Genomic DNA, 22,624 nt, shown 5'->3' on the forward strand with positions numbered 1-22,624 from the left:
TTTGTATCTTTGCTATCTTATTTGATTAATATGAATACAGAAATAACCTCAAACATATTACCAGAACGCCAAACTAAACCAAAATGGCTTCGCGTTAAACTTCCAACTGGAAAAAAATATACCGAATTAAGAGGGTTGGTTGATAAATATAAGTTGAATACCATATGTACTTCAGGTAGCTGTCCTAATATGGGTGAATGTTGGGGAGAAGGCACAGCTACTTTTATGATTTTAGGAAATGTTTGTACTCGCTCTTGTGGTTTTTGTGGTGTAAAAACAGGACGCCCAGAAACAGTAGATTGGGATGAACCAGAAAAAGTTGCTCGTTCTATAAAAATTATGAAAATTAAACATGCCGTTTTAACCAGTGTTGATAGAGATGATTTAAAAGATATGGGTAGTATTATGTGGTCTGAAACTGTAAAAGCTGTTAGAAGGATGAACCCAGAAACTACTTTAGAAACTCTAATACCTGATTTTCAAGGTATCGAACAACATATTGACAGAATAATTGGTGTAGCACCAGAAGTTGTGTCCCATAACATAGAGACAGTAAGACGTTTAACTCGTGAAGTAAGAATTCAGGCACAGTACGATCGTAGTATGGGTGTTTTAAAATATTTGAAACAACAAGGGCAACGCAGAACTAAATCTGGAATAATGCTAGGGTTAGGTGAAACAAGAGAAGAAGTTATAGAAACGCTTCACGATTTAAAAGCTAATGATGTAGATGTAGTAACTATTGGTCAATATCTTCAACCAAGTAAAAAACATTTACCTGTCAAACAATTTATCAACCCTGATCAATTTAAAGAATTTGAAGAAATTGGGTTAAGTTTAGGATTTCGCCATGTTGAAAGTAGCGCTCTTGTAAGATCATCTTACCATGCACAAAAACATATTAATTAATCATGATACACATCGCTATCAATGGTTTTGGAAGAATTGGTAGACGCGTATTTAGACTTCTTCAAGACTATAAAAACATAAAAATTGTTGCTATAAATGATTTAGCAGATTCTAAAACTTTAAGTCATTTATTAAAATACGATAGTGTGCATGGTATTTTTAATGGCATTATTTCTTTTGACGAAAAGAACATCATTGTTAATAACATTAAAATACCTTTAATAAATCAAAAACATCCTAAAGACATTAATTGGAAACCTTTTAAGTTGGACTTTGTTATTGAGGCTACAGGAAAATTCAAAACTACTCATGAACTAAATTATCATATCGAAAATGGTGCTAAAAAAGTTATTTTAAGTGTCCCACCTATTGAAGATGATATAAAAACAATAGTTTTAGGAGTTAATGAAAATAGTTTAGATGGTTCTGAAACTATTATTTCTAACGCCTCATGTACTACCAATAATGCTGCACCAATGATTGATGTCATCAATAAACTTTGTGGTATTAATCAAGCATATATCACTACCATTCATTCTTACACAACAGACCAAAGTTTACATGATCAACCACATCGAGATTTAAGACGCTCTAGAGCTGCCAGTCAATCTATAGTTCCTACAACAACAGGAGCAGCAAAAGCATTAACAAAAATTTTTCCAAAACTATCAAATGTTATTGGTGGATGCGGGATTCGTGTACCAGTAATTAATGGATCGTTAACTGATATTACTTTTAATGTTAAAAAAACTGTTTCTATCGAAGATATTAACACTGCATTTAAAGAAGCATCACTTAATCATTACAAAAAGATCATAGAATATACCGAAGACCCTATTGTTTCTATTGACATTGTTGGAAATACACATTCTTGTATTTTCGATTCTCAAATGACATCAGTAATAGGAAATATGGTTAAAATAATAGGTTGGTACGACAATGAAACTGGGTATTCTAAAAGAATTATTGATTTAATATGTAATTTATCGGAAAAAAAGAGCTTTTAATCGGTAAAATAATTATATTTGTCAGTATTAATTGAAAGATATGCACCTAAAAAGCAACTACATAATAGTTTTACTAATGCTAATTAGCATCAGTATGTCTGCTCAAAAAAATATTGAAGAAGACCCAGAAATAGTGCAAAACAATATTAATTATCGTATTGCACAATCTCAAATTGAGTTAGACAATTACAATTATTTTAAAGCGCAACAAAATTTAGATGAAGCATTAAAACTTGCAGAAAAAATTGATAATAAAGAAAGTTTAGGTATCATTTATAGTAACAAGGGAAGACTTCAGCTAATAATTGAGGAATACGAAAGATCGATCAAATCTTTAACTAAAGCTATTGAGGTTCAAAGAATTACTAACGATAATAAAAACTTAGGTAAATCTTATAAAATTTTTGGTGACGTATATGTTGCTAAAAAAGATTATTATCAAGCTTTAGATTCTTACAGAGCAGCAAAATCTAAATTTGAAGAAGAAAATTTAAATTCTGATTTGGCAGAAACTCTTTTGTGCGAAGGGATAACTTATAATTTTCTAAAAAATTATAAAAAATCAAGAGACATCATTGAGCAATCTTTGGCAATTGCCAAAAAAGATGATTATTTAAAAACTCAAAGTGAAGCACTCATAAATTTAGCCATTGTTTATAGTAAATTAGGAAATAATGAAAAAGCACTAATATTAGCAAACGAAGGTATTCAAATAGCAAAAAACAACCAATACACAAGTATACTAAACCAAGGTTATTTTACTATTAGCAATATTTATAATGATGTTGAAAATTATAAATTTTCTAGAGATTTTTTAGTTGCTCATTTAAACCTATCAGATTCAATAAAAAATTTAACAAGAGCTAACTCTTCAAAAAATGAAGAAACTCAATACCTTTTAAATGAAGAAATAGAAAAAAATAAAGTAGTTGTAGAGCAATTAGAACAAGCAGAAGACGATAAAAGTCTTGGAACTTTAATCTCTATTTTGAGTGTTGCCCTAATTACTATTTTATCGCTGCTAACCTTGTCTCTCTATAAAAATAACAACATAAGGCTAAAAACTAATAACATGCTTCATAAAAAGAATGGAGAACTTATCATTGCTAAAGAAAAAGCAGAATTAGCATCAAAAACTAAAGCTAACTTCTTATCCACAGTTACTCACGAACTTCGGACCCCGCTCTATGCTGTTACTGGTTTAAGTAATATGTTATTAGAAGAAAACCCAAAACCTGAGCAAATACAACATCTCAAATCACTAAAATTTTCAGGAGATTATCTCTTAACATTTATTAATGATATTCTTCAAATTAATAAAATTGAAGCCAATAAAGTTGATATTGAACCAGAGCCATTTAACCTAAAAAAGAAAATAAACAATATTATTTTGGCGCTAAATAACTCGGCTCAAGAGAATAATATTAAACTTCATTTCGATTTCGATAAAGATTTACCTGAGAATTATATTGCAGATCAATTAAAAATTTCACAGATACTTATTAACCTTGTTGGTAACTCTATAAAATTTACTAAAGATGGTGATATTTGGATTAGAGTTTATAAAATTGAAGAAAAAGATAAACAATACACGCTTCGTTTTGAAATAGAAGATAATGGAATTGGAATTAGCCAAGAAAAGCAAGATCATATGTTTGAAAGTTTTTCTCAAGGTTCTATTCAAATTAACAGAAAATATGGTGGCACAGGTTTAGGCCTTTCTATTGTAAAAGGATTAATTGATATATTAAAAGGTAAAATTTATGTTAAGAGTGAATTAGAAATAGGTACTACTTTCTTTTTTGAAATACCACTAGAATACACAGATTCTGCTAAACCTAAAATTGATCAAGTATCTTATTTCGAGGGTAATAAAAGCGACATTGACTTAACAAAAGTTAAAATTTTGGTAGTTGAAGACAACAAAATAAACCAAATGATTACCAAGAAAATTTTAACCAAAATGGAACTATATTGTGAAATTGTTGATAATGGAGAAGATGCTGTTGAGAAGATAAAAGCTAATAAATACGATATTATTTTAATGGATATTCACATGCCTGGTATTAGCGGTATTGAAGCGACCAAAATTGTGAGATCTTTTGATAAAGAACTTACTATTTTCGCACTTACTGCTGTTACCATTGAAGATAAAATGCATGAGTTTGAAGAAGCTGGTTTTACCGATATTATTCCAAAGCCCTTTAAACAGGAAGAGTTTGAGAAGAAACTTTATAACGCTTTAGCTAGTAAAAAAGACACATCAGCTAGCGCTTAATATACGCTTTAACAAGTGAGTTGAATAACGACGTATTATCTATTTTTATAAAAATAGGTAAATAAAACAATGTTTCCCTCAAGGATGCATACTGTTGTAAACGCATAAAGTCTTTTTCAGTAGTAACTATAAGCTCTTTTCTATTAAGTATTTCAATGTCTTTGTCAGAAAAATCATGATGGTCTTTAAAATTTAAATGCTCAAATTTTAATTCTTTTTCTTTTAAAAAATCTACTAAAGGATTTGAATTTGCAATGCCTGTAACTAAAGTGAAGCTAGGTAAAGTAGTAATATTTTTTGTTGAATTAATAGAAATTATTTCATTAGAATACTCAATAGAACTGAAGAATATATGCTGATTAGCTTCAGAATATATTTTCTCAATAATAGCATCTTTTTGAGCTTGATTCAAGTTTTTAGGAGATTTTGTTACCACAACAATATTAGCTCTTTTCACACCATTTATGGGTTCTCTTAAATTACCTGTTGGTAAAACCATATCATTAAAATAGGGGTTACTGTAAGTAGTGAGTAAAATATTAAAACCTGGTTTTACTTTTCTGTGTTGAAAAGCATCATCAAGTAAAATAACTTCTGGAATAATATCTAAATTTCTCAACTTATTAATACCATTCGCTCTATTGGAATCAACCGCAACAATAACGTTACTTCCAAATTTATTATAAAACTGTAATGGCTCATCACCCAATGTTTCAGAGGTCGAATTTATATCTGCTAAGTGAAACCCTTTTGTTTTTCGTTTATAACCTCTACTTAGAGTTGCTAATTTAAAATCATCTTTTAAAAGATTAATCAAATACTCAATCATAGGAGATTTACCAGTACCACCAACACTTAAATTACCTACACAAATTACTGGAAAATCAAATGAAATAGATTTTTTAATGCCTAAATCATATAATTTATTACGCACCCAAGTTACCAGAAAATAAACTGGCACTAGAGGCAAAAGTATATTTCTAATAAACTTCATTTAAACTAAATTGATAGCAAAATATTAATCAGGCTTCGAATATAATCAATATTTAAATCATATAAGATTTCAAAAGACTGCTAAAAAAGAATAAAAGCAAACTAGTGAAAGTATAATATTTTATATTTGAATAAACAAATTAATTATGATTGTACAAGACGTTATAAATCATCTTGAAGAACTTGCGCCTTTAGCTTATGCTGAAGATTTTGATAACGTTGGCCTTTTGGTTGGAGATAAAAACACAAAAATTACTGGCATTCTCGTTACTTTAGATACTCTTGAAGCAGTAGTAGATGAGGCAATTTCTAAAAATTGCAACTTAATTGTCAGCTTCCACCCCATTATATTTAAAGGAATAAAAAAACTTTCCGGAAAAAATTATGTAGAACGCGTTGTAATGAAAGCCATAAAAAATGAAATAGCTATTTACAGTATTCATACAGCTCTGGACAATGCCCCAAATGGCGTTAACTATATGATTTGCATTCAATTGAAATTAAAAAATAAACATATTTTAATTCCGAAAAGCGAAACTATAAAAAAACTTACTACATATGTTCCTAAAAATGAAGCAGAAGCTTTAAGAACAGTTTTATTTAAAACTGGAGCTGGCAGTATTGGAAATTACACTGATTGCAGTTTTAACGTTGAAGGCATTGGAACCTATAATGGGAATGAAAATTCAAATGCAACAAAAGGAAGAAAAGGTACTATTCATAAAGAAGAAGAAATAAAAATAACGGTTACATACTCTAAACATTTAGAATCAAAAGTATTAGATACACTTTTTAAAAACCATTCGTATGAAGAAGTAGCTTATGAAATAACAACTTTAGAGAATAAAAATCAGAATATTGGCATGGGAATGGTTGGCGAATTAGAAGAACCTATGGATGAATCTAGTTTTCTCAGCTATTTAAAAATTAAAATGAACACAGAATGTATTCGACATTCTGATTTTTTAGAAAAAAAAATAAAAAAAATAGCTGTATTAGGTGGTTCGGGTAGTTTTGCCATTCAAGCAGCTAAAGCAGCTGGTGCTGATGCATTTATAACGGCAGATTTAAAATATCATGACTTTTTTACTGCAGAAAATAGCATACTTTTGGCAGATATTGGACATTATGAAAGTGAGCAATTCACAAAAAATCTTTTAGTAGCATATCTTACAAAAAAAATTACTAATTTTGCAATCATTTTATCAAACACAAACACCAATCCTGTTAAGTATTTTTAAAGTATGGCTAATAAGAAAGAAGCAACTGTAGAAGAGCGTTTAAGAGCGTTATACGATTTACAACTAATCGATTCTCGTATCGACGAAATAAGAAATGTACGTGGAGAACTTCCATTAGAAGTTCGCGATTTAGAAGATGAAGTAGCTGGATTAAATATCAGATTAGAAAAACTAGTTTCTAATTTAGAAGTTATCGATAATGATATTGCTAATAAGAAAAACTCAATTGAAGAATCTAAATCTTTAATTAAAAAATATAGCGAACAGCAAAAAAATGTTAGAAATAACAGAGAATTTAATTCTTTAACTAAAGAAGTTGAATTTCAAGAGCTTGAAATTGAATTAGCTGAAAAGCATATCAAAGAATTCAAAGCACAAATAGAACAAAAAAAAGAAGTTATTGCTGAAACTAAAGAGCGTTTAAAAGAGCGTGATACTCACTTAAAGCACAAGAAAAGTGAGCTAGATGCCATTCTTGCTGAAACTGAAAAAGAAGAGCATGCTTTAATGTCAAAATCTGCTGAATATAAAGAGCAAATTGAAGAACGTTTAGTTTCTGCTTATACTAGAATAAGAACCAATGTAAAAAATGGTTTAGCTGTGGTTGCTATTGAAAGAGGTGCATCTGGAGGATCTTTCTTTACAATTCCACCACAAGTACAAGTAGAGATTGCATCTCGTAAAAAAGTAATTACAGATGAGCACAGTGGTAGAATTTTAGTTGATGCAGCATTAGCTGAAGAACAAAAAGTGAAAATGGAAAAAATGTTTGCAAAACTTTAATTCATTTTTAAAAATAAATATTTAAAAAGTCTTCATCAAAATGAAGGCTTTTTATTTTAATAAAACTTTCACATAGATATCCTATTAAGGTTTTGTATTTTTATGCGTCTATAAAAAATAAAAAAAGTGTATCATGAAAAAGTTATTCTCTGTTTTAATACTTGCCATATTTTTTAGTTGTCAAAATACTGCTCAAAACAATAAAGCCCAAGAAGCCGTTATAAACGCAAATCCTATTGAAGTGCCCTTAAAAAATGAAAAAGCACGTGCTTATTTTGCTAGTGGTTGTTTTTGGTGTGTTGAAGCTATTTATGAAAGTATAAAAGGCGTTGAGGAATCAATTTCTGGATATTCTGGTGGGTATACTAGCAATCCTACTTACGAAGCTAGCAATACCGGTAGAACAGGTCATGCGGAAGCTGTAGAAATAATTTACGACCCTAAAGTAGTAAGTTTTGAAACGTTAGTAGATGTATATTTTGCATCACAAGATGTTACACAAGTTAATGGACAAGGAAATGATAGAGGTTCTCAATACCGTTCTATTATTTTTTATCAAAATGATAATCAAAAACAAATCATTTTAAAAAAGAAAGAAGCTTTATCTAAAACATTAGGCGTTAAAATTGCTGCAGAAGTTTACCCTTTTCAAAAGTTTTGGGTTGCTGAAGATTATCATCAAAATTATGAGAAATTACACCCAAATCATCCCTACATACAAAATGTTTCGATACCAAGATTAAAAAGATTTAAAGCTAAAATGCCAGAGGTTTTAAGAGATAGCCATTAAATTACCAAATTATCTAATTTGACTTCGCGAAAAATTTAACTAACTTGATGAATAAAATAAAATTTCTAATTTTAGCCTTCGCTGTTAATTTAATTAGTTTCGGACAAATTAACACAGAAGCAGATTTAATAGGAAAATGGGCTGTTAATGAAATGATAGACAAACCGATAGAGGCTCAATTTAAACCAATTTTGGAAGCATTTGAAAAATCCACATTCAATTTTAAACCAAATAAACAGATTGAAATTACTACAACAAATGCAACAGAACTATTCAACTTAATGAAAATGGAAATCTTCAACGAAGAAGCCAAATGGCAATTTGATGAATCTGAGCAGTTGATAAGAATTGGCAATGAGAATGAGGGCTTTTCATGGATGATTATCAAAATAAAAAGTAATAATGAAGAACCTATATTTCATATTGAGGAAACTGAGCTAACAATGCGCCTAAGAAAACTTTAATAAAAACTATCTACAACACAGTATATTAAAAATTGCTAGATTTATTCTAAACCAAAGTTAGTAGCTAGTTTACTAGCTTCTGATTTTCCTTCGGAAAATCCTCTCACTCAAACATGCAACTTTACATATACATAACCGTTAAACGAACTCACTTAAAAATAACTCCCTTCGATTAAAAAATAAAAACATATCATTTATCTATATTTATTGTTTTTAACCAAAATTATGTAACAGTCATTTAATCATTTCATTAAGTATCGAAATTTTAGTTATGTATATTTCTTGTTATATCTTTGTAAAAAATGTGATTTATGAAAAACCTCTTCTATATTACGCTACTTACACTTATTTTAATTAGTTGCAAAAAAAATACTGAAACAAAATCTACTGAAGTTGAGATTATAGAACCTGCAATTTCTGTAGCTCAAAAAATAGCTAATGCCCATGGTTTTGATACTTGGAAATATGTTTCAGAAATCGAGTTTACATTTAATGATAATAGACATTGGGTTTGGAAACCTAAAACAAATAATGTATCTCTAATTATGGGAAACGATACAATAAGTTATTCTAGAAAAAAAGTAGATTCTACATTAACAAAAACTGATGGTGCTTTTACAAATGATAAATTTTGGCTACTCATTCCCTTTCAACTTATTTGGGATAAAAACGCAACCATTTCTAGTACTGTAATTGATGAAGCACCAATAAGTAAAACTCAACTTAATAAAATCACATTAACATACTCAAATGAAAGTGGCGGGTACACACCTGGTGATGCTTATGATATTTTTTTCAACGATGATTTTTTAATTCAGGAATGGGTTTTTAGAAGAGGCAATCAACCAGAATCTTCACTTATAAACACCTTTGAAAACTATCAAAATTATAAGGGTATTAAAATTGCATCAGATCATAAAAATGCTGAAGACACCTTCAATCTTAAACTCTCAAATATTAAAATCACATTATAATAACTTTAAAGTAAAACAATAAAAATCCTATTTATGTATTATATAGGGTTTCTCAAACTTCTGTTTTAGGTATTCATTACTAACATTATAATTCTTATTTTTGTTAGAAATCGAAAAACACATACTTTGTTTAACTATAAATTAGGTCTGGAATTCGCTTTAGAGCAAGACCAAAATGACACTTTAAAATCCTATCGAAACCAATTTCATATTCCAAAAGACAAAGATGGAAATGAGTTGATTTATATGACTGGGAACTCTCTGGGTTTACAACCAAAAACCACAAAGTCATACATAAATCAAGAGTTAGAAGATTGGGCAAATTTAGGGGTTGAAGGCCATACCGAAGGTAAAACACCTTGGTTGCCTTATCATGAATTTTTAGCAGAAAGTATGGCAAAAGTAGTTGGAGCCAAACCCATCGAAGTTGTTGTTATGAATACCTTAACTGCAAATCTTCATTTTATGATGGTATCATTTTACCAACCTACAAAAACGCGTTATAAAATCTTGATAGAAAGTGATGCATTCCCCTCAGATAAATATGCGGTAGAATCTCAATTACGTCACCATGGTTTTGATGATAAAGAAGGCCTTATTTTATGGAAGCCTCGTAAAAACGAAGAATTGCTTCAATATGAAGATTTAGAAACTATTTTAGAAAAATACGGTAAAGAAATAGCACTTATAATGATTGGTGGTGTAAATTATTATACGGGGCAGTTTTTCGATTTAAAACGTATCACACAGTTAGGGCATGAATACGGTTGTAAAGTTGGTTTTGATTGTGCCCATGGCGCCGGAAATGTGGTTTTAAATTTGCACAACTCTGGAGCTGATTTTGCTGTTTGGTGTACTTATAAATATTTAAATTCTGGACCAGGTAATTTGGCTGGTTGTTTTGTACATGAAAAGCATGCACATAACAAAAATTTAAACAGATTTACTGGTTGGTGGAGCCATAACAAAGAAACTCGTTTTATAATGCGTGGTGATTTTGATCAGCTTCCTGGAGCTGAAGGTTGGCAACTTAGCAATCCGCCTATTTTGTCTATGGCAGCCATAAAAGCTTCTTTAGATATGTTTCAGGAAATTGGTATTGAAAAACTGATTAAAAAGTCTAATAAATTAACTGGGTATTTTGAGTTTTTAATAAATCAACTTGGTAAAGAATCCATAAAAATTATTACTCCTAAAAACCCCGATGAACGAGGTTGCCAACTTTCAATACAAGTTAAAAATGCTGATAAAACTTTGCATAAAAAATTAACCAAAGCAGGAATTGTAAGTGATTGGAGAGAACCAGATGTAATTAGATGCGCACCTGTACCCCTTTATAATTCATTTGAAGATGTATACCGATTAGTTGAAAAATTAAAACTAATTTTAAAATAAACTAATGTCACCTCGAGCGCAGTTGAGAGATCTTTTTTAGATTTCAAATTTGCTCAATTAGACATAAAAAAATGAAAGAAAAAAAGCAAAATATACTTATCATTGGCGCTGGATTATGCGGCTCCCTTTTAGCATTGCGTTTAGGGCAACGTGGATACAACGTTTCTGTTTACGAAATGCGTCCAGATATGCGAAAAAAAGATATCTCTGCAGGTAGATCTATAAATTTAGCATTTTCTGATAGAGGCAATAAGGCTATGAAACTAGTTGGTTTACAAGATAAAGTAAAAGCACTTTGTATTCCAATGCATGGCAGAATGATACATGATAATCATGGCAACACCTTTCAATCAAATTATAGCGGTAGAGCACATGAATATATTAACTCTATTTCACGTGGCGATTTGAATGCTTTACTTTTAGATGAAGCTGAAAAACATGAGAATGTAGATATCTATTTCAATAAAAAAAGCATATCAGTAGACCTCGATAAAACTACTGTTTTATTTGAAGATTATGAAACTAAAAACCAATTTATTGAAGATGCCGATGTTATCATAGCTACCGATGGGGCAGGGTCTGTAATGCGAAAAAGCTATTATTTAGGAAAAAAATTCCTGTTTAGTTTTTCACAAGAATATTTAACCCATGGTTATAAAGAGCTCACCATTTTACCTAAAGAAAATGGCGATTATAGAATTCATAAAAATGCGCTTCATATATGGCCACGTGGTAGTTTTATGGTTATCGCATTACCAAATTTAGATGGTAGTTTCACGGTTACACTCTTTTTGAGTTATAATGAAGGCACATACAATTTCAATAATTTAACTAATGAAGAAAAAGTTTTAGAGTTCTTTCAAAAAGAATTTCCAGATGCATTAGCCATCATGCCAAACCTTTTAGATGATTTTTTCAAAAACCCAACTGCACCATTGGGAACCATAAAATGTTCACCTTGGCACTATAAAGGCAATACGCTTTTGATGGGAGATGCAGCACATGCTATTGTGCCATTTTACGGACAAGGTATGAATGCTTCGTTTGAAGATGTTGTTGAATTTGATGCGGTTTTAGACAAACAATATCCTAACTGGGAAACCATTTTTGAAGCATTTGAAAAATCTCGTAAAAAAGATACCGATGCCATTGCAGATTTGGCAATTGATAATTTCCATGAAATGAAAGATCATGTTGCTAATCCTATCTTCCAAGAAAAGCGTAAATTAGAGATGATTTTAGAAAAAGAATTTCCTGATCAATATGCATCAAAATATTCATTGGTAACTTTCAATGAAGCTATTGGATACAGAGAAGCTATGTTAAAAGGTCGCGCCCAAGACAAAGCCATTTTAAATATGCTTACAGATAAAGAAATCGATATTAATCGTGATTTAAAAACTATTTTAGAAAAGGTGAAATTTGCAACCTCAGCTATTCTTGAAGATGATAGAATTGCTGGTTTAAAATAAGAAAAATGAATGAAAAAGTAACCCCTAGAGGCGCATACCCTCACACAAAACGAGTTGGAGATTTTATCTTTGTTTCTGGCACCAGTTCAAGACGTTCAGATAATACAATTGCTGGCGTTGATATTATAGATGAAATGGGAACTAAAAGATTGAACATTGAAGTTCAAACCCGAGAGGTTTTATTAAACATAGAAAAGAACCTAACTAATGAAGGTGCTACTTTAAAAGATGTTGTAGACGTTACCTCGTTTTTAGTAAGCATGAATGATTTTGCAGGTTATAATAAAGCCTACGCAGAGTTTTTTGACAAAGAAACAGGACCAACAAGAACTACAGTAGCAGTTCATCAATTACCGCATCCAGATTTGGTTGTTGAGATAAAAGTTATGGCTTACAAAAAGCAGTAAATGCAAATACAAAACTACATAAACGGTGAATTTGAAAATCCTAATGAAAACAATTGGTTAGACAATTATTGTCCGGCTAATGGTGAAGTTTATGGACAAATACCCAATTCATCAAAAATAGATGTAGAAAACGCCTATAAAGCAGCAAAGGCAGCTTTTCCTAGTTGGTCTGAAACGACATTTGAAGAGCGTAGCCGAATCCTAATTAAAATATCAGAGTTATTAGAGTTGCATTTAGAACGCTTTGCAGAAGCTGAAAGTAAAGACAATGGAAAACCTGTTAGTTTAGCAAAAGCGATTGATATACCAAGAGCAGCAAGTAATTTTAGATTTTTCGGGAATGCCATTACACAATTTGCTAGTGAAAGTCATGAAAGTGTTGGTCAAAATGCTATGAATTATACCTTGCGTCAGCCAATTGGTGTAGTAGGTTGTATTTCACCATGGAATCTCCCACTCTATTTATTTACTTGGAAAATTGCCCCAGCTATTGCAGCGGGAAATTGTGCTATAGCAAAACCGAGTGAAGTAACACCTATGACAGCTTACTTACTTGGTGAAATTTGTAATGAAGCAGGCCTTCCAAAAGGCGTATTAAATATTATACATGGTTTAGGCTCAACCACTGGCCAAGCTATTATTGAGCATCCAGATATTAAAGCTATCAGTTTTACTGGAGGTACAGAGACTGGTGTGCACATTGCTAAAGTTGCAGCACCCATGTTTAAAAAATTATCGTTAGAGTTGGGTGGTAAAAACCCAAACATCATTTTTGCAGATTGCGATTATGATGATATGCTAGAGACTACCATGCGCTCCTCTTTTTCCAATCAAGGTCAAATTTGTTTATGCGGCAGTCGTATTTTCATTGAAGCCTCCATTTACAATAAATTTAAAAAGGATTTTGTTGAAAAAGTAAAACAACTTAGAGTTGGACATCCATCAGAAAAAAGCACAAATATCGGAGCCTTAGTTTCTAAACAACATCTTGAAAAGGTTAAAAATTATATTGAAATCGCTAAAAGCGAAAACAGCATCATATTATGTGGTGGAAATGAAGTTTCTGTAAAAGGCTATGAAAATGGTTATTATTTACAACCTACAATTATTGAAGTAAAAACGGATTTATGTAGAATAAACCAAGAAGAAGTTTTTGGACCCGTTGTAACAATCATGCCTTTTAATACTGAAGAGGACGTTTTAAAAATGGCTAATCAGGTTAAATATGGCTTATCTGCTACTATTTGGACAAATGATTTGAAACGAACTATGAGAATGAGCAAACTAATAGAAGTAGGCATCATTTGGATTAATACATGGATGCTCAGAGATCTACGCACACCATTTGGTGGTGTAAAAGCCTCTGGTATCGGTCGTGAAGGCGGTTTTGAAGCCTTACGCTTTTTTACTGAAGCTAAAAATGTTTGTATAAAATATTAATAAGAACCAAAATTATCGAGTTGAGAATAAAGACATAAAAGGTCTTGCTTCTTGATTCTTCAATCTTTTATCTCAAAAAAATGGATTTAAAACTAAAAAATAAGAATGCTTTAGTATGCGGAAGCACCCAAGGCATTGGTAAAGCAACTGCTATTACACTTGCCAACGAGGGTGTAAATATAACTTTAGTAGCTAGAAATAGAGAAAAACTTAAAGCTGTTTTATCTGAACTATCTGATGAAGGAAACCACAGCTACATTGTAGCAGATTTCTCAAACCCACGAGAATTACAAGAACAAGTTATTAAGTTTATTGAAAAAAATCACGGGTTTCATATACTGATAAATAACACAGGTGGACCACGAAGTGGTGCTATTTTAAGTGCTAGTTTAGATGAATTTGATAATGCGTTTACACAGCATCTAAAATGCAATCATGTGTTAGCACAGGCTACGATTCCGTTTATGAAAACTGAGGGTTTTGGTAGAATTGTTAATATTATATCCACATCAGTAAAAGAACCTATTCCAGGTTTAGGGGTTAGTAATACTATAAGAGGTGCGGTTGGAAATTGGAGTAAAACCTTATCGGTTGAGGTAGGTGCTTTTGGTATTACTGTAAATAATGTTTTACCTGGTTTTACAGAGACAGAGCGTTTAACAGAAATTATTAAAATTAAAGCAAACGGTGAAGGTAAATCTGTTGAGGATATGACAGAAATCATGAAAAACTATGCACCTGTAAAACGTTTTGCAAAACCTGAAGAGACCGCAAATGTGATAACTTTTTTGGCTAGTGAAGCTGCGGGTTATGTTAACGGAATTAACGTACCTGTTGATGGTGGACGGACAAAAAGTTTGTAACTTTATACTTGAAATTTAATTGCGTGAGGGATTGAAGCTAGCTACCGTGTAGCGCGAAAAGCCCGACCCTATAGGGACACGCCCAAAACATAAAAATATGAGTAAATTATTTCCTCCCATTAATTTTAAAGCTTGGATTGATGAAAACAGGCATCTTTTAAAACCGCCTGTTGGTAACAAAGTGGTATGGAAAGATGGAGATTTTATTGTGATGGTGGTAGGCGGACCTAATAGTAGAAAAGACTATCATTACAATGAAACACCAGAATTTTTCTATCAGGTTGAAGGTGATATTATTTTAAAAGTAATTGATAAAGGCACGCCTAAAAACATTCATATTAAGGAGGGTGATATATTTTTATTACCTCCTAAAGTACCACATTCACCTCAACGCGGAGCCAATACTGTGGGATTAGTTATTGAATATCCTCGTGAAAAAGACATGAAAGATGCGCTACTTTGGTTTTGTGAACATTGTACGACCAAACTATATGAGGAGGATTTTACTTTAGATAATATTGAAACTGATATGCCTAAAATATTTGACAACTATTACAATGATACTGATAAACGTAGTTGCCCAAATTGTGGTGATGTTATGCAACCTCCAAAAAAAGTTAAAATAGACTAAAACTAGTTTCCTGTAAATACAGAAATTATAAAATGGAAAAACGCAAACTAAGAATTAACGGTCATTCGCACTTATTACCTTACCCAGAAGAGATTCCTGATTTTATGCAAGAAAAAGGAATTTTTTGGGTTGATAAAGACCGTAAATTTATGCTTCAAAAAGATTGGAATAGACCCATAACCGACTCTAGTTTCTTTTTACATGAAAAGTTAGAATGGATGGAGCGTAATAAAATAGACCATGCTGTGGTTTTGAATTTATCACAATTATATGGTAATGGTTTACGTGTTGAAGAAATGAAAAAAGCATTGCGTTTCCAGAACGATTTTAATGCTAAAATACAACATGAAAACCCGAAAAAATTTACTTGTGGTTTTGTAGTTCACCCTGGTTTTGTAAGAAGTGCTTGCTGGGAAATTGAGCGTTGTGTAGAAAATCATGGCATGCAATTACTTTGTTTACCAACGCATTACATGGATACTATTGGCACATGGCGTTGTATTTTTGATGAAGAAAATGAGCCTATTTTTGAGTTGGCAAGTAAATACAATTTGGCTGTTGAAATTCATCCCTATGATGGAGAAAAGTTTATAAAATTAGAAAACACCTCTTGGCGTTTTCATCTAATTTGGATGTTAGCACAATGTGCAGATGCTTATCATTTTTTAACCTTAAATGGCTATCAGGAAAAATTTCCTAATATGCGTACCTGTTTTGCACATGGTGGCCAATTGGCACAAATAAATTTAGGAAGGCGTATACAAGGTTTTGATGGTAGACCTGATTTGTTTGAAGGGAAACACCATCCAAGAAAAGCTGTTGGACATAAAAATATTTTCTTCGACACTTTAGTTCATGATACTGGAGGTTTGGAGTTGTTGATTAAAAATCATGGTGCTAAACAAGTTTTAATGGGATTAGATGATCCTTATCCATTAGGGGAAATGGAGAGTGCTAAACAATCCTCTTATCCAGGGAAAATTTTAGACTTGGCTATGGAACGAAAAATAATTGACCAACCTCAATATGACTCGATTTGGGAAGACAATGTCATCCAATGGCTATGTGGAGATGATAAAGAAGCTAAAGAAAAACTGATTAATAGAATTTTAAGTTAATGTATTTCATCCCAGAGGAATTAGACAATTACGTTGTAAATCAGACTGAAAACGAACCAGAATTATTACAACAATTAACTAGAGAAACGTATCAAAAGATACTACAACCACGCATGTTAAGTGGGCATTATCAAGGGCGTGTTTTAAGTATCATTTCTAAACTAGTTAAACCTAAAAATATTCTTGAAATTGGCACCTACACTGGCTATTCTGCATTGTGTTTAGCAGAAGGCATGAAAAAGGATGGTAAATTAGATACCATTGACGTTAATGAGGAATTATTTGATTTTCAAAGAGCCTATTTTGACAAATCACCTTATGGAAAACAAATTTTTCAGCATTTAGGAAATGCGCTTGAGATTATCCCTAAACTAGATAAAACATTCGACTTAGTATTTATTGACGCTGATAAAGAAAACTACGTTAAATACTTTGACATTATCATTGATAAACTAAATTCTGGAGGTATTATTTTATCCGATAATGTTTTATGGAGTGGTAAAGTTTTAGATAAAAAATTTAAAAAAGAGGATACTTCAACACCAGCATTAATAGCCTACAACAAACTTTTAAAAGAAGACAAACGAATAGAAACTGTTTTATTACCAATTAGAGACGGATTAACTATCAGCAGAAAAATTTAATGCTTCCGTTTTACAGAACCTGTAAAATCTTCCAATTCGTCTTTTACTTTATCTAGCTCTTTTTTAACATCAGAGGTGATGCTTGTGTCTATACCATTTTTCTCAGCAGTTTTGGTGATTTCATGTTTTATATCGTTGGTAGCATCTTTTAAAGTACGCATACCTTTTCCCAAACCTCTAGCTATTTCTGGTAACTTATCAGCACCAAAAACCATAATGGCTATAAAGAGTATAAAAGCTATCTCACCACCACTTATAAATAAATATGTTATTTGATGTATCACAATACAAATATAGTGAGTTGTTTTATTAGAATGAAGAAATATTGATAGCTTTAATTGATTAAAATTAAAGAAAACAAAAAAAGCCAACTTTAATAAGTTGGCTTTTTTTTAGTCAATTTTTTATTAACCTTTAACTTTTTCTTTAAATTTTTCGAAATCACTTTGCTTGACTTCTTTTGGCCAGGAATTATTAGAAATATCTACATCTGCAGTTTCTAATTTAGGATCTATTACAATACTAACAATTTCTTTATCAGAAGCAATAGTTTTACTTACTTCGTTATCATTTAACCTCCAAACTTGTGCTGGGTAGGTTTCTGTTTTTGAGGTACCATCCTCATAGGTGTACTCCACAATAATTGGCATTACTAATCCTCCTGGTTTTTCAAATGTGATGTTATAAAAATATTTGGGTGCCTTAATATTTTTACGTTCTTCTTCCGTAAAGTTATCCATTAAATACTCTTTTAGAGTTGGTGAAGCACTTACTGGATCTGAATTACGCATACTTTCGTCAAACGATTCGCTACCCTCTTCAACTAAAAAAACAAAATCTTTAACATCTCTATTAAATCTTTTAGCCATGTTTTCTCCATAAGCATTTGGTTTTGAGGTAACATAATATTTTTTTACATCTTTTAATGCTATATCAACCCAATCTGTAGTATAAAACCACCCTCTCCAGTACCAATCTAAATCAAAAGCAGAAGCGTCTTCCATGGTTCTGAAAAAATCTTCTGGTGTTGGGTGTTTAAACATCCAACGACGTGCATATTCTTTAAATGCATAATCAAAAAGATCACGACCCATTACCGTTTCTCTTAATATATTTAGAGCAGTAGCTGGTTTACCGTATGCGTTATTACCAAATTGGTAGGTGTTTAAACCTTTAGTCATAATAGGTGCAATATAATCTTGGTCACCACTCATATAAGGAATAATATTTTTTGCAGGACCACGTCTTGATGGGAATACCTCATCACCTTCAGAAAGGGCATCAGGATACCACTCGCCAAAGTCTTGTTGGGCAACATATTGGACAAAAGTATTAAGTCCTTCATCCATCCATGTCCATTGACGCTCATCACTATTCACAATCATTGGGAAGAAGTTGTGTCCAACTTCGTGAATAATCACACCCATCATTCCGTACTTAACACGATCACTATAGGTTCCGTCTGGTTCTGGACGACCAAAATTATAGCAAATCATTGGATACTCCATACCCATAGGTGCATGCACAGATATAGCTTTATGGTACGGATAATCAAACGTCATCCTTGAATATGATTTTAATGTACTTGCAACCGTTTTAGTAGACCATTGTTCCCATAATGGATTACCTTCTTTTGAATAAAGGGAAACAGCCATCACATTTCTATCACCTATTTTTACGGCCATCATATCCCAAATAAACTTTCTAGAGGTTGCAAAGCCAAAATCTCTAACATTTTTAGCAGATAATTTCCATGTTTTTTTACTGGTACTTTTTTGTTTTTCAGTCACCTCAGCTTCAGCTTGTGTAACAATTTTAACTGGTTCATGAAAAGTATTTTTTGCTATTTCGTAGCGTTTCATCATGTCTTTAGTAAAGACTTCTTTACGATTTGTTAACCATCCTGTTCCATCAAGAATATGATCAGCAGGTACCGTAATATTTACATCAAAATTTCCGAAAGGTAAAGCAAACTCATCACGTCCCCAAAACTGTGAATTTTGCCAACCCTCAACATCATTGTAAACAGCCATTCTAGGATAAAACTGAGCCATTACATAAATTCTGTTATCATTTTCTGGAAAATACTCATACCCTGAACGACCTCCATCCTTAACGTGATCGTTAATATTGTACCACCATTTTATTGAAAATGAGAATTGCTCACCTGTTTTTAATGATTTGGGTAATTCAACACGCATCATGGTTTGATGTATCATATGCGTTAAATCGTTTCCATTTAAATCAACTACTTTTTGAATATTAAAACCGCCATCAAAACGCTCTTTCATATAAGAATCAACAAACCTATCAGTAGTTGAAGCTTCTCTTAAACTATTACTTTCGATTAATGGTGATTTAGAGTCTTTAGCCCTCATATTTTGGTCTAATTGCACCCATAAATAAGTAAGTTCATCAGGTGAATTATTAGTATATGTTATCGTTTCAAAACCTGATAATCTGGCCTTTTCATCATCTATCTCTATATCCATTTTATAATCGGCTTGCTGCTGATAATATCCAGGACCTGGTGCTCCAGAACCTGTTCTAAACATATTAGGTGTAGCAAACTCATCATATAATTGTTTAAATTTATTTGTGTTTTTATGCCCTGTTTTTTTAGTTTCAGTTTGCTTTTCTTGTGCAAAAAGAGTTGTGGACACAAATACTAAAGAAAAGAATAGATATGCTAATTTTTTCATTTTGAATTTTGGCTTTAATTAATTGGTTTTGATTTTCTAGTTAATTTATTATTAACCTTTTACTTTATCTTTAAATTCATCAAATTTACTGTCTTTAACTTCTTTTGGCCAAGTGTTATTTGATGTATCAACATCAGCTGTTTCTAAATCAGGATCAACAACAATATTGGTAATAGCTTTATCTGTTTTAAAAACTTTTTTCACCTCTTTATCATTGTATCTCCAGATTTGAGCAGGATACATTTTTCTTTCTTTTGTACCGTCTTCAAAAGTTAATTCAACAATTATTGGCATTACTAACCCCCCTGGCTTATCAAAAGTAACTTCGTAAAAATATTTTGGAGCTTCTTTTAATGATGCTCTTTCTGCAGATGATAAACTTTCTAAATAGGTGTTTAAAAATTCAAAATCGGTAGGACTTTTTGCATTACTTGGTATCACACCATTTTCAGCCTCAGCATAATAAACCAATTTATCTTTGTAATCATCAAGATTCATATTGAAGCGTTTTGCCTGAGATATAGCAGCTCCAGTTGGTTTATCTGTTAAGTAATATTGTTTAACTTCTTTTACGCCTATATCGGTATAATCTGTTGTATAAAACCAACCTCTCCAAAACCAATCTAAATCCAAGGCAGAGGCATCTTCCATACTTCTAAAAAAATCTTCTGGAGTAGGATGCTTGAACATCCAACGTTGAGAATAGGTTCTGAAAGCATAATCAAACAACTCTGACCCCATTATAGTTTGTCTCAACATATAAAGTCCTGCAGCTGGCTTAGTGTAGGCATTTGGCCCGAATTGATATACATAATCTCCTTGAGACATAATAGGCGAAATATAACTTTGATCGCCTCCCATATAAGGTACTATATCTTTTGGCAAATTACCTGTGATAAAATTAGGATCGTAATCTAACTCTGCTAAAATTTCGACAAAAGAATTTAAACCTTCATCCATCCATGTCCATTGGCGCTCATCGCTATTAACAATCATTGGAAAGAAATTATGCCCAACTTCATGAGTAATAACTCCAATCATACCTCTTTTTACCCGTTCTGAATAAGTGCCATCAGGATTAGGACGTCCGTAATTGAAACAAATCATTGGATACTCCATACCTTGTCTTTCAGAATGTACAGATATCGCTTTACTGTAAGGATAATCAAACGTTAACTTTGAATATTCCTCTAAAGTATTGGCTACAACTCTAGTAGAATGCTCTTCCCACAGTGGATTTCCCTCTTTAGGATACAAGGAAATTGCCATAACTGCACGACCATTAATATCAACAGCCATAGCATCCCATATATATTTTCTAGATGATGCCCAAGCAAAATCTCTTACCATATTGGCTTTAAAATGCCAAGTTTTTGTTTTAGTACTTCTACCCTTTTCGGCTACTTCTGCTTCTGCTTGAGTTACAATAAAAACAGGATCGTTAAATGATTTTTTTGCGTCATCAAAACGTTTTTGTTGCTCTTTGGTTAAAACATCTTTAGGGTTTTGCAACTCTCCTGTTGCTTCTAAAATATGATCTGCTGGCACAGTTATTTTAACTTCAAAATCTCCAAATTCTAGGGCAAACTCACTTCTACCCCAAAATTGCATATTTTGCCAACCTTCAACGTTATCATAAACACAAAGTCTTGGATAAAACTGTGCAATTGTGTAATTATTATTCCCATCAGGAAAAGTTTCTAATCCAGAGCGACCTCCATCTACATTAATATCGTTGATGTTATAATTCCATTTAATGCTAAACTTAAAAATTTCTCCTGGCGCTAAAGGCTTTGGTAAATTAATACGCATCATGGTTTGATTTATAAGATGCGATAAATTTGAACCATCTTCATTTTTCACATATTCTATATTAAAACCACCATCAAAACGTTCTTTTAAATTAGCATTTGTAAAAGATTGTGGCCCATTGAAAGGTGAATTAAAACTCTCTGGATTAATATCTGGAGTTTTAGAATCTCTTGCTCTCATATTTTGATCTAACTGTATCCATAAATATTCTAAATGATCTTTAGAGTTATTATGATACGTTATTTTCTCATCACCAAAAATTTTATTGTTATTTTCATCTAATGTAATGTTGATAATGTAATCAACTTTTTGTTGCGTGTAGGCATATCCAGGAGCTCCAGAAGCCGTTCTAGTTTCGTTTGGTGTTGCCAAAACGTCCTTCATTTGCCTAAATTTATTTTGGTCTGTATGACCTTGTGGCTTGGCGGTTTCACTTTCTTGGGCAAACAGACTAGATGAAACTAAAAAAATGGAAAGAATAAAATAGGTGAGATTTTTCATTATTTATTTATGTTTATTTAAAAGATTTTTTGTTTTTGATTGAAAAAGATGAATATAATTTAACCAAACGGTCGAAATTAAGAAATTTTAAGATTTATTTAAATAATTTAATTAAATTTTAACACCATACTATTGGTTTGATTAGAGAGTATCACACTCTTTTGTTTTGAATATATTTTTGTTTTTATAATATTTTGTTG

The 22,624-nt window shown here is 31.7% G+C and carries 20 protein-coding genes; 16 read left to right on the plus strand and 4 right to left on the minus strand.

Annotated elements, in window-relative coordinates; genetic code table 11:
* Positions 1–30 precede the first annotated feature (30 nt).
* From lipA to AC1XJX_RS12170, 3 genes are all read left to right on the plus strand, one after another.
* Positions 31–909 (plus strand): lipoyl synthase, encoded by an 879-nt coding sequence (lipA, locus tag AC1XJX_RS12160; protein ID WP_482004259.1) that lies wholly within the window; start codon positions 31–33, stop codon positions 907–909.
* Positions 910–911: 2 nt separating this feature from the next.
* Positions 912–1,916: a type I glyceraldehyde-3-phosphate dehydrogenase gene (gene gap / locus AC1XJX_RS12165; RefSeq protein ID WP_482004260.1), complete on the plus strand. Its 1,005-nt coding sequence runs from the start codon at positions 912–914 to the stop codon at positions 1,914–1,916.
* A 94-nt stretch (positions 1,917–2,010) separates the two neighbouring features.
* Positions 2,011–4,194 carry a tetratricopeptide repeat-containing hybrid sensor histidine kinase/response regulator gene (locus tag AC1XJX_RS12170; RefSeq protein ID WP_482004261.1) on the plus strand — a complete coding sequence of 728 codons (2,184 nt, stop codon included), beginning with the start codon at positions 2,011–2,013 and terminating at the stop codon, positions 4,192–4,194.
* Here AC1XJX_RS12170 and lpxK read toward each other — a convergent pair.
* Positions 4,184–5,188, minus strand: coding sequence for a tetraacyldisaccharide 4'-kinase (lpxK, locus tag AC1XJX_RS12175; protein WP_482004262.1), 1,005 nt, complete (start codon positions 5,186–5,188; stop codon positions 4,184–4,186). The two genes, AC1XJX_RS12170 and lpxK, sit on opposite strands and share 11 nt — an antisense overlap.
* 145 nt (positions 5,189–5,333) lie before the next feature.
* Between lpxK and AC1XJX_RS12180 the strand changes: the two genes are divergently transcribed.
* The 13 genes from AC1XJX_RS12180 (at position 5,334) to AC1XJX_RS12240 (ending at position 17,409) form a co-directional block, all read left to right on the plus strand.
* Positions 5,334–6,428 carry a Nif3-like dinuclear metal center hexameric protein gene (locus AC1XJX_RS12180; protein WP_482004263.1) on the plus strand — a complete coding sequence of 365 codons (1,095 nt, stop codon included), beginning with the start codon at positions 5,334–5,336 and terminating at the stop codon, positions 6,426–6,428.
* 3 nt (positions 6,429–6,431) lie between these two features.
* Complete coding sequence (locus AC1XJX_RS12185) at positions 6,432–7,211, plus strand: zinc ribbon domain-containing protein (RefSeq protein WP_482004264.1); 780 nt, start codon at positions 6,432–6,434, stop codon at positions 7,209–7,211.
* 133 nt (positions 7,212–7,344) lie between these two features.
* On the plus strand, positions 7,345–8,001 hold the full coding sequence (msrA, locus tag AC1XJX_RS12190) for a peptide-methionine (S)-S-oxide reductase MsrA (protein ID WP_482004265.1): 657 nt from the start codon (positions 7,345–7,347) through the stop codon (positions 7,999–8,001).
* 47 nt (positions 8,002–8,048) lie between these two features.
* Complete coding sequence (locus AC1XJX_RS12195) at positions 8,049–8,465, plus strand: hypothetical protein (RefSeq protein WP_482004266.1); 417 nt, start codon at positions 8,049–8,051, stop codon at positions 8,463–8,465.
* Between the two features lie 311 nt (positions 8,466–8,776).
* Entirely contained in the window at positions 8,777–9,439 is a 663-nt protein-coding gene (locus tag AC1XJX_RS12200) for a hypothetical protein (RefSeq protein ID WP_482004267.1), read from the plus strand.
* 126 nt (positions 9,440–9,565) lie between these two features.
* Positions 9,566–10,834: a kynureninase gene (gene kynU, locus AC1XJX_RS12205; protein WP_482004268.1), complete on the plus strand. Its 1,269-nt coding sequence runs from the start codon at positions 9,566–9,568 to the stop codon at positions 10,832–10,834.
* A 71-nt stretch (positions 10,835–10,905) separates the two neighbouring features.
* Entirely contained in the window at positions 10,906–12,306 is a 1,401-nt protein-coding gene (locus AC1XJX_RS12210; protein WP_482004269.1) for an FAD-dependent oxidoreductase, read from the plus strand.
* A 5-nt stretch (positions 12,307–12,311) separates the two neighbouring features.
* Positions 12,312–12,713, plus strand: a complete 402-nt coding sequence (locus tag AC1XJX_RS12215; protein ID WP_482004270.1) for a RidA family protein — start codon at positions 12,312–12,314, stop codon at positions 12,711–12,713.
* Positions 12,714–14,153, plus strand: coding sequence for an aldehyde dehydrogenase (locus AC1XJX_RS12220; RefSeq protein WP_482004271.1), 1,440 nt, complete (start codon positions 12,714–12,716; stop codon positions 14,151–14,153). It begins immediately after the preceding gene.
* An 80-nt stretch (positions 14,154–14,233) separates the two neighbouring features.
* Complete coding sequence (locus AC1XJX_RS12225; RefSeq protein ID WP_482004272.1) at positions 14,234–15,016, plus strand: SDR family oxidoreductase; 783 nt, start codon at positions 14,234–14,236, stop codon at positions 15,014–15,016.
* Between the two features lie 97 nt (positions 15,017–15,113).
* Complete coding sequence (locus AC1XJX_RS12230; protein WP_482004273.1) at positions 15,114–15,647, plus strand: 3-hydroxyanthranilate 3,4-dioxygenase; 534 nt, start codon at positions 15,114–15,116, stop codon at positions 15,645–15,647.
* A 32-nt stretch (positions 15,648–15,679) separates the two neighbouring features.
* Positions 15,680–16,765, plus strand: coding sequence for an amidohydrolase family protein (locus AC1XJX_RS12235; protein ID WP_482004274.1), 1,086 nt, complete (start codon positions 15,680–15,682; stop codon positions 16,763–16,765).
* On the plus strand, positions 16,765–17,409 hold the full coding sequence (locus tag AC1XJX_RS12240) for an O-methyltransferase (protein ID WP_482004275.1): 645 nt from the start codon (positions 16,765–16,767) through the stop codon (positions 17,407–17,409). Before AC1XJX_RS12235 ends, AC1XJX_RS12240 begins: the two co-directional genes overlap by 1 nt.
* Here AC1XJX_RS12240 and AC1XJX_RS12245 read toward each other — a convergent pair.
* From AC1XJX_RS12245 to AC1XJX_RS12255, 3 genes are all read right to left on the minus strand, one after another.
* Entirely contained in the window at positions 17,406–17,693 is a 288-nt protein-coding gene (locus tag AC1XJX_RS12245) for a Sec-independent protein translocase subunit TatA/TatB (RefSeq protein ID WP_482004276.1), read from the minus strand. The two genes, AC1XJX_RS12240 and AC1XJX_RS12245, sit on opposite strands and share 4 nt — an antisense overlap.
* Before the next feature lie 123 nt (positions 17,694–17,816).
* Positions 17,817–20,111 (minus strand): M1 family metallopeptidase, encoded by a 2,295-nt coding sequence (locus AC1XJX_RS12250; protein ID WP_482004277.1) that lies wholly within the window; start codon positions 20,109–20,111, stop codon positions 17,817–17,819.
* 51 nt (positions 20,112–20,162) lie between these two features.
* Positions 20,163–22,424 carry a M1 family metallopeptidase gene (locus tag AC1XJX_RS12255; RefSeq protein WP_482004278.1) on the minus strand — a complete coding sequence of 754 codons (2,262 nt, stop codon included), beginning with the start codon at positions 22,422–22,424 and terminating at the stop codon, positions 20,163–20,165.
* Positions 22,425–22,624: the final 200 nt, after the last annotated feature.

It is taken from the genome of Flaviramulus sp. (genome assembly GCF_982512915.1).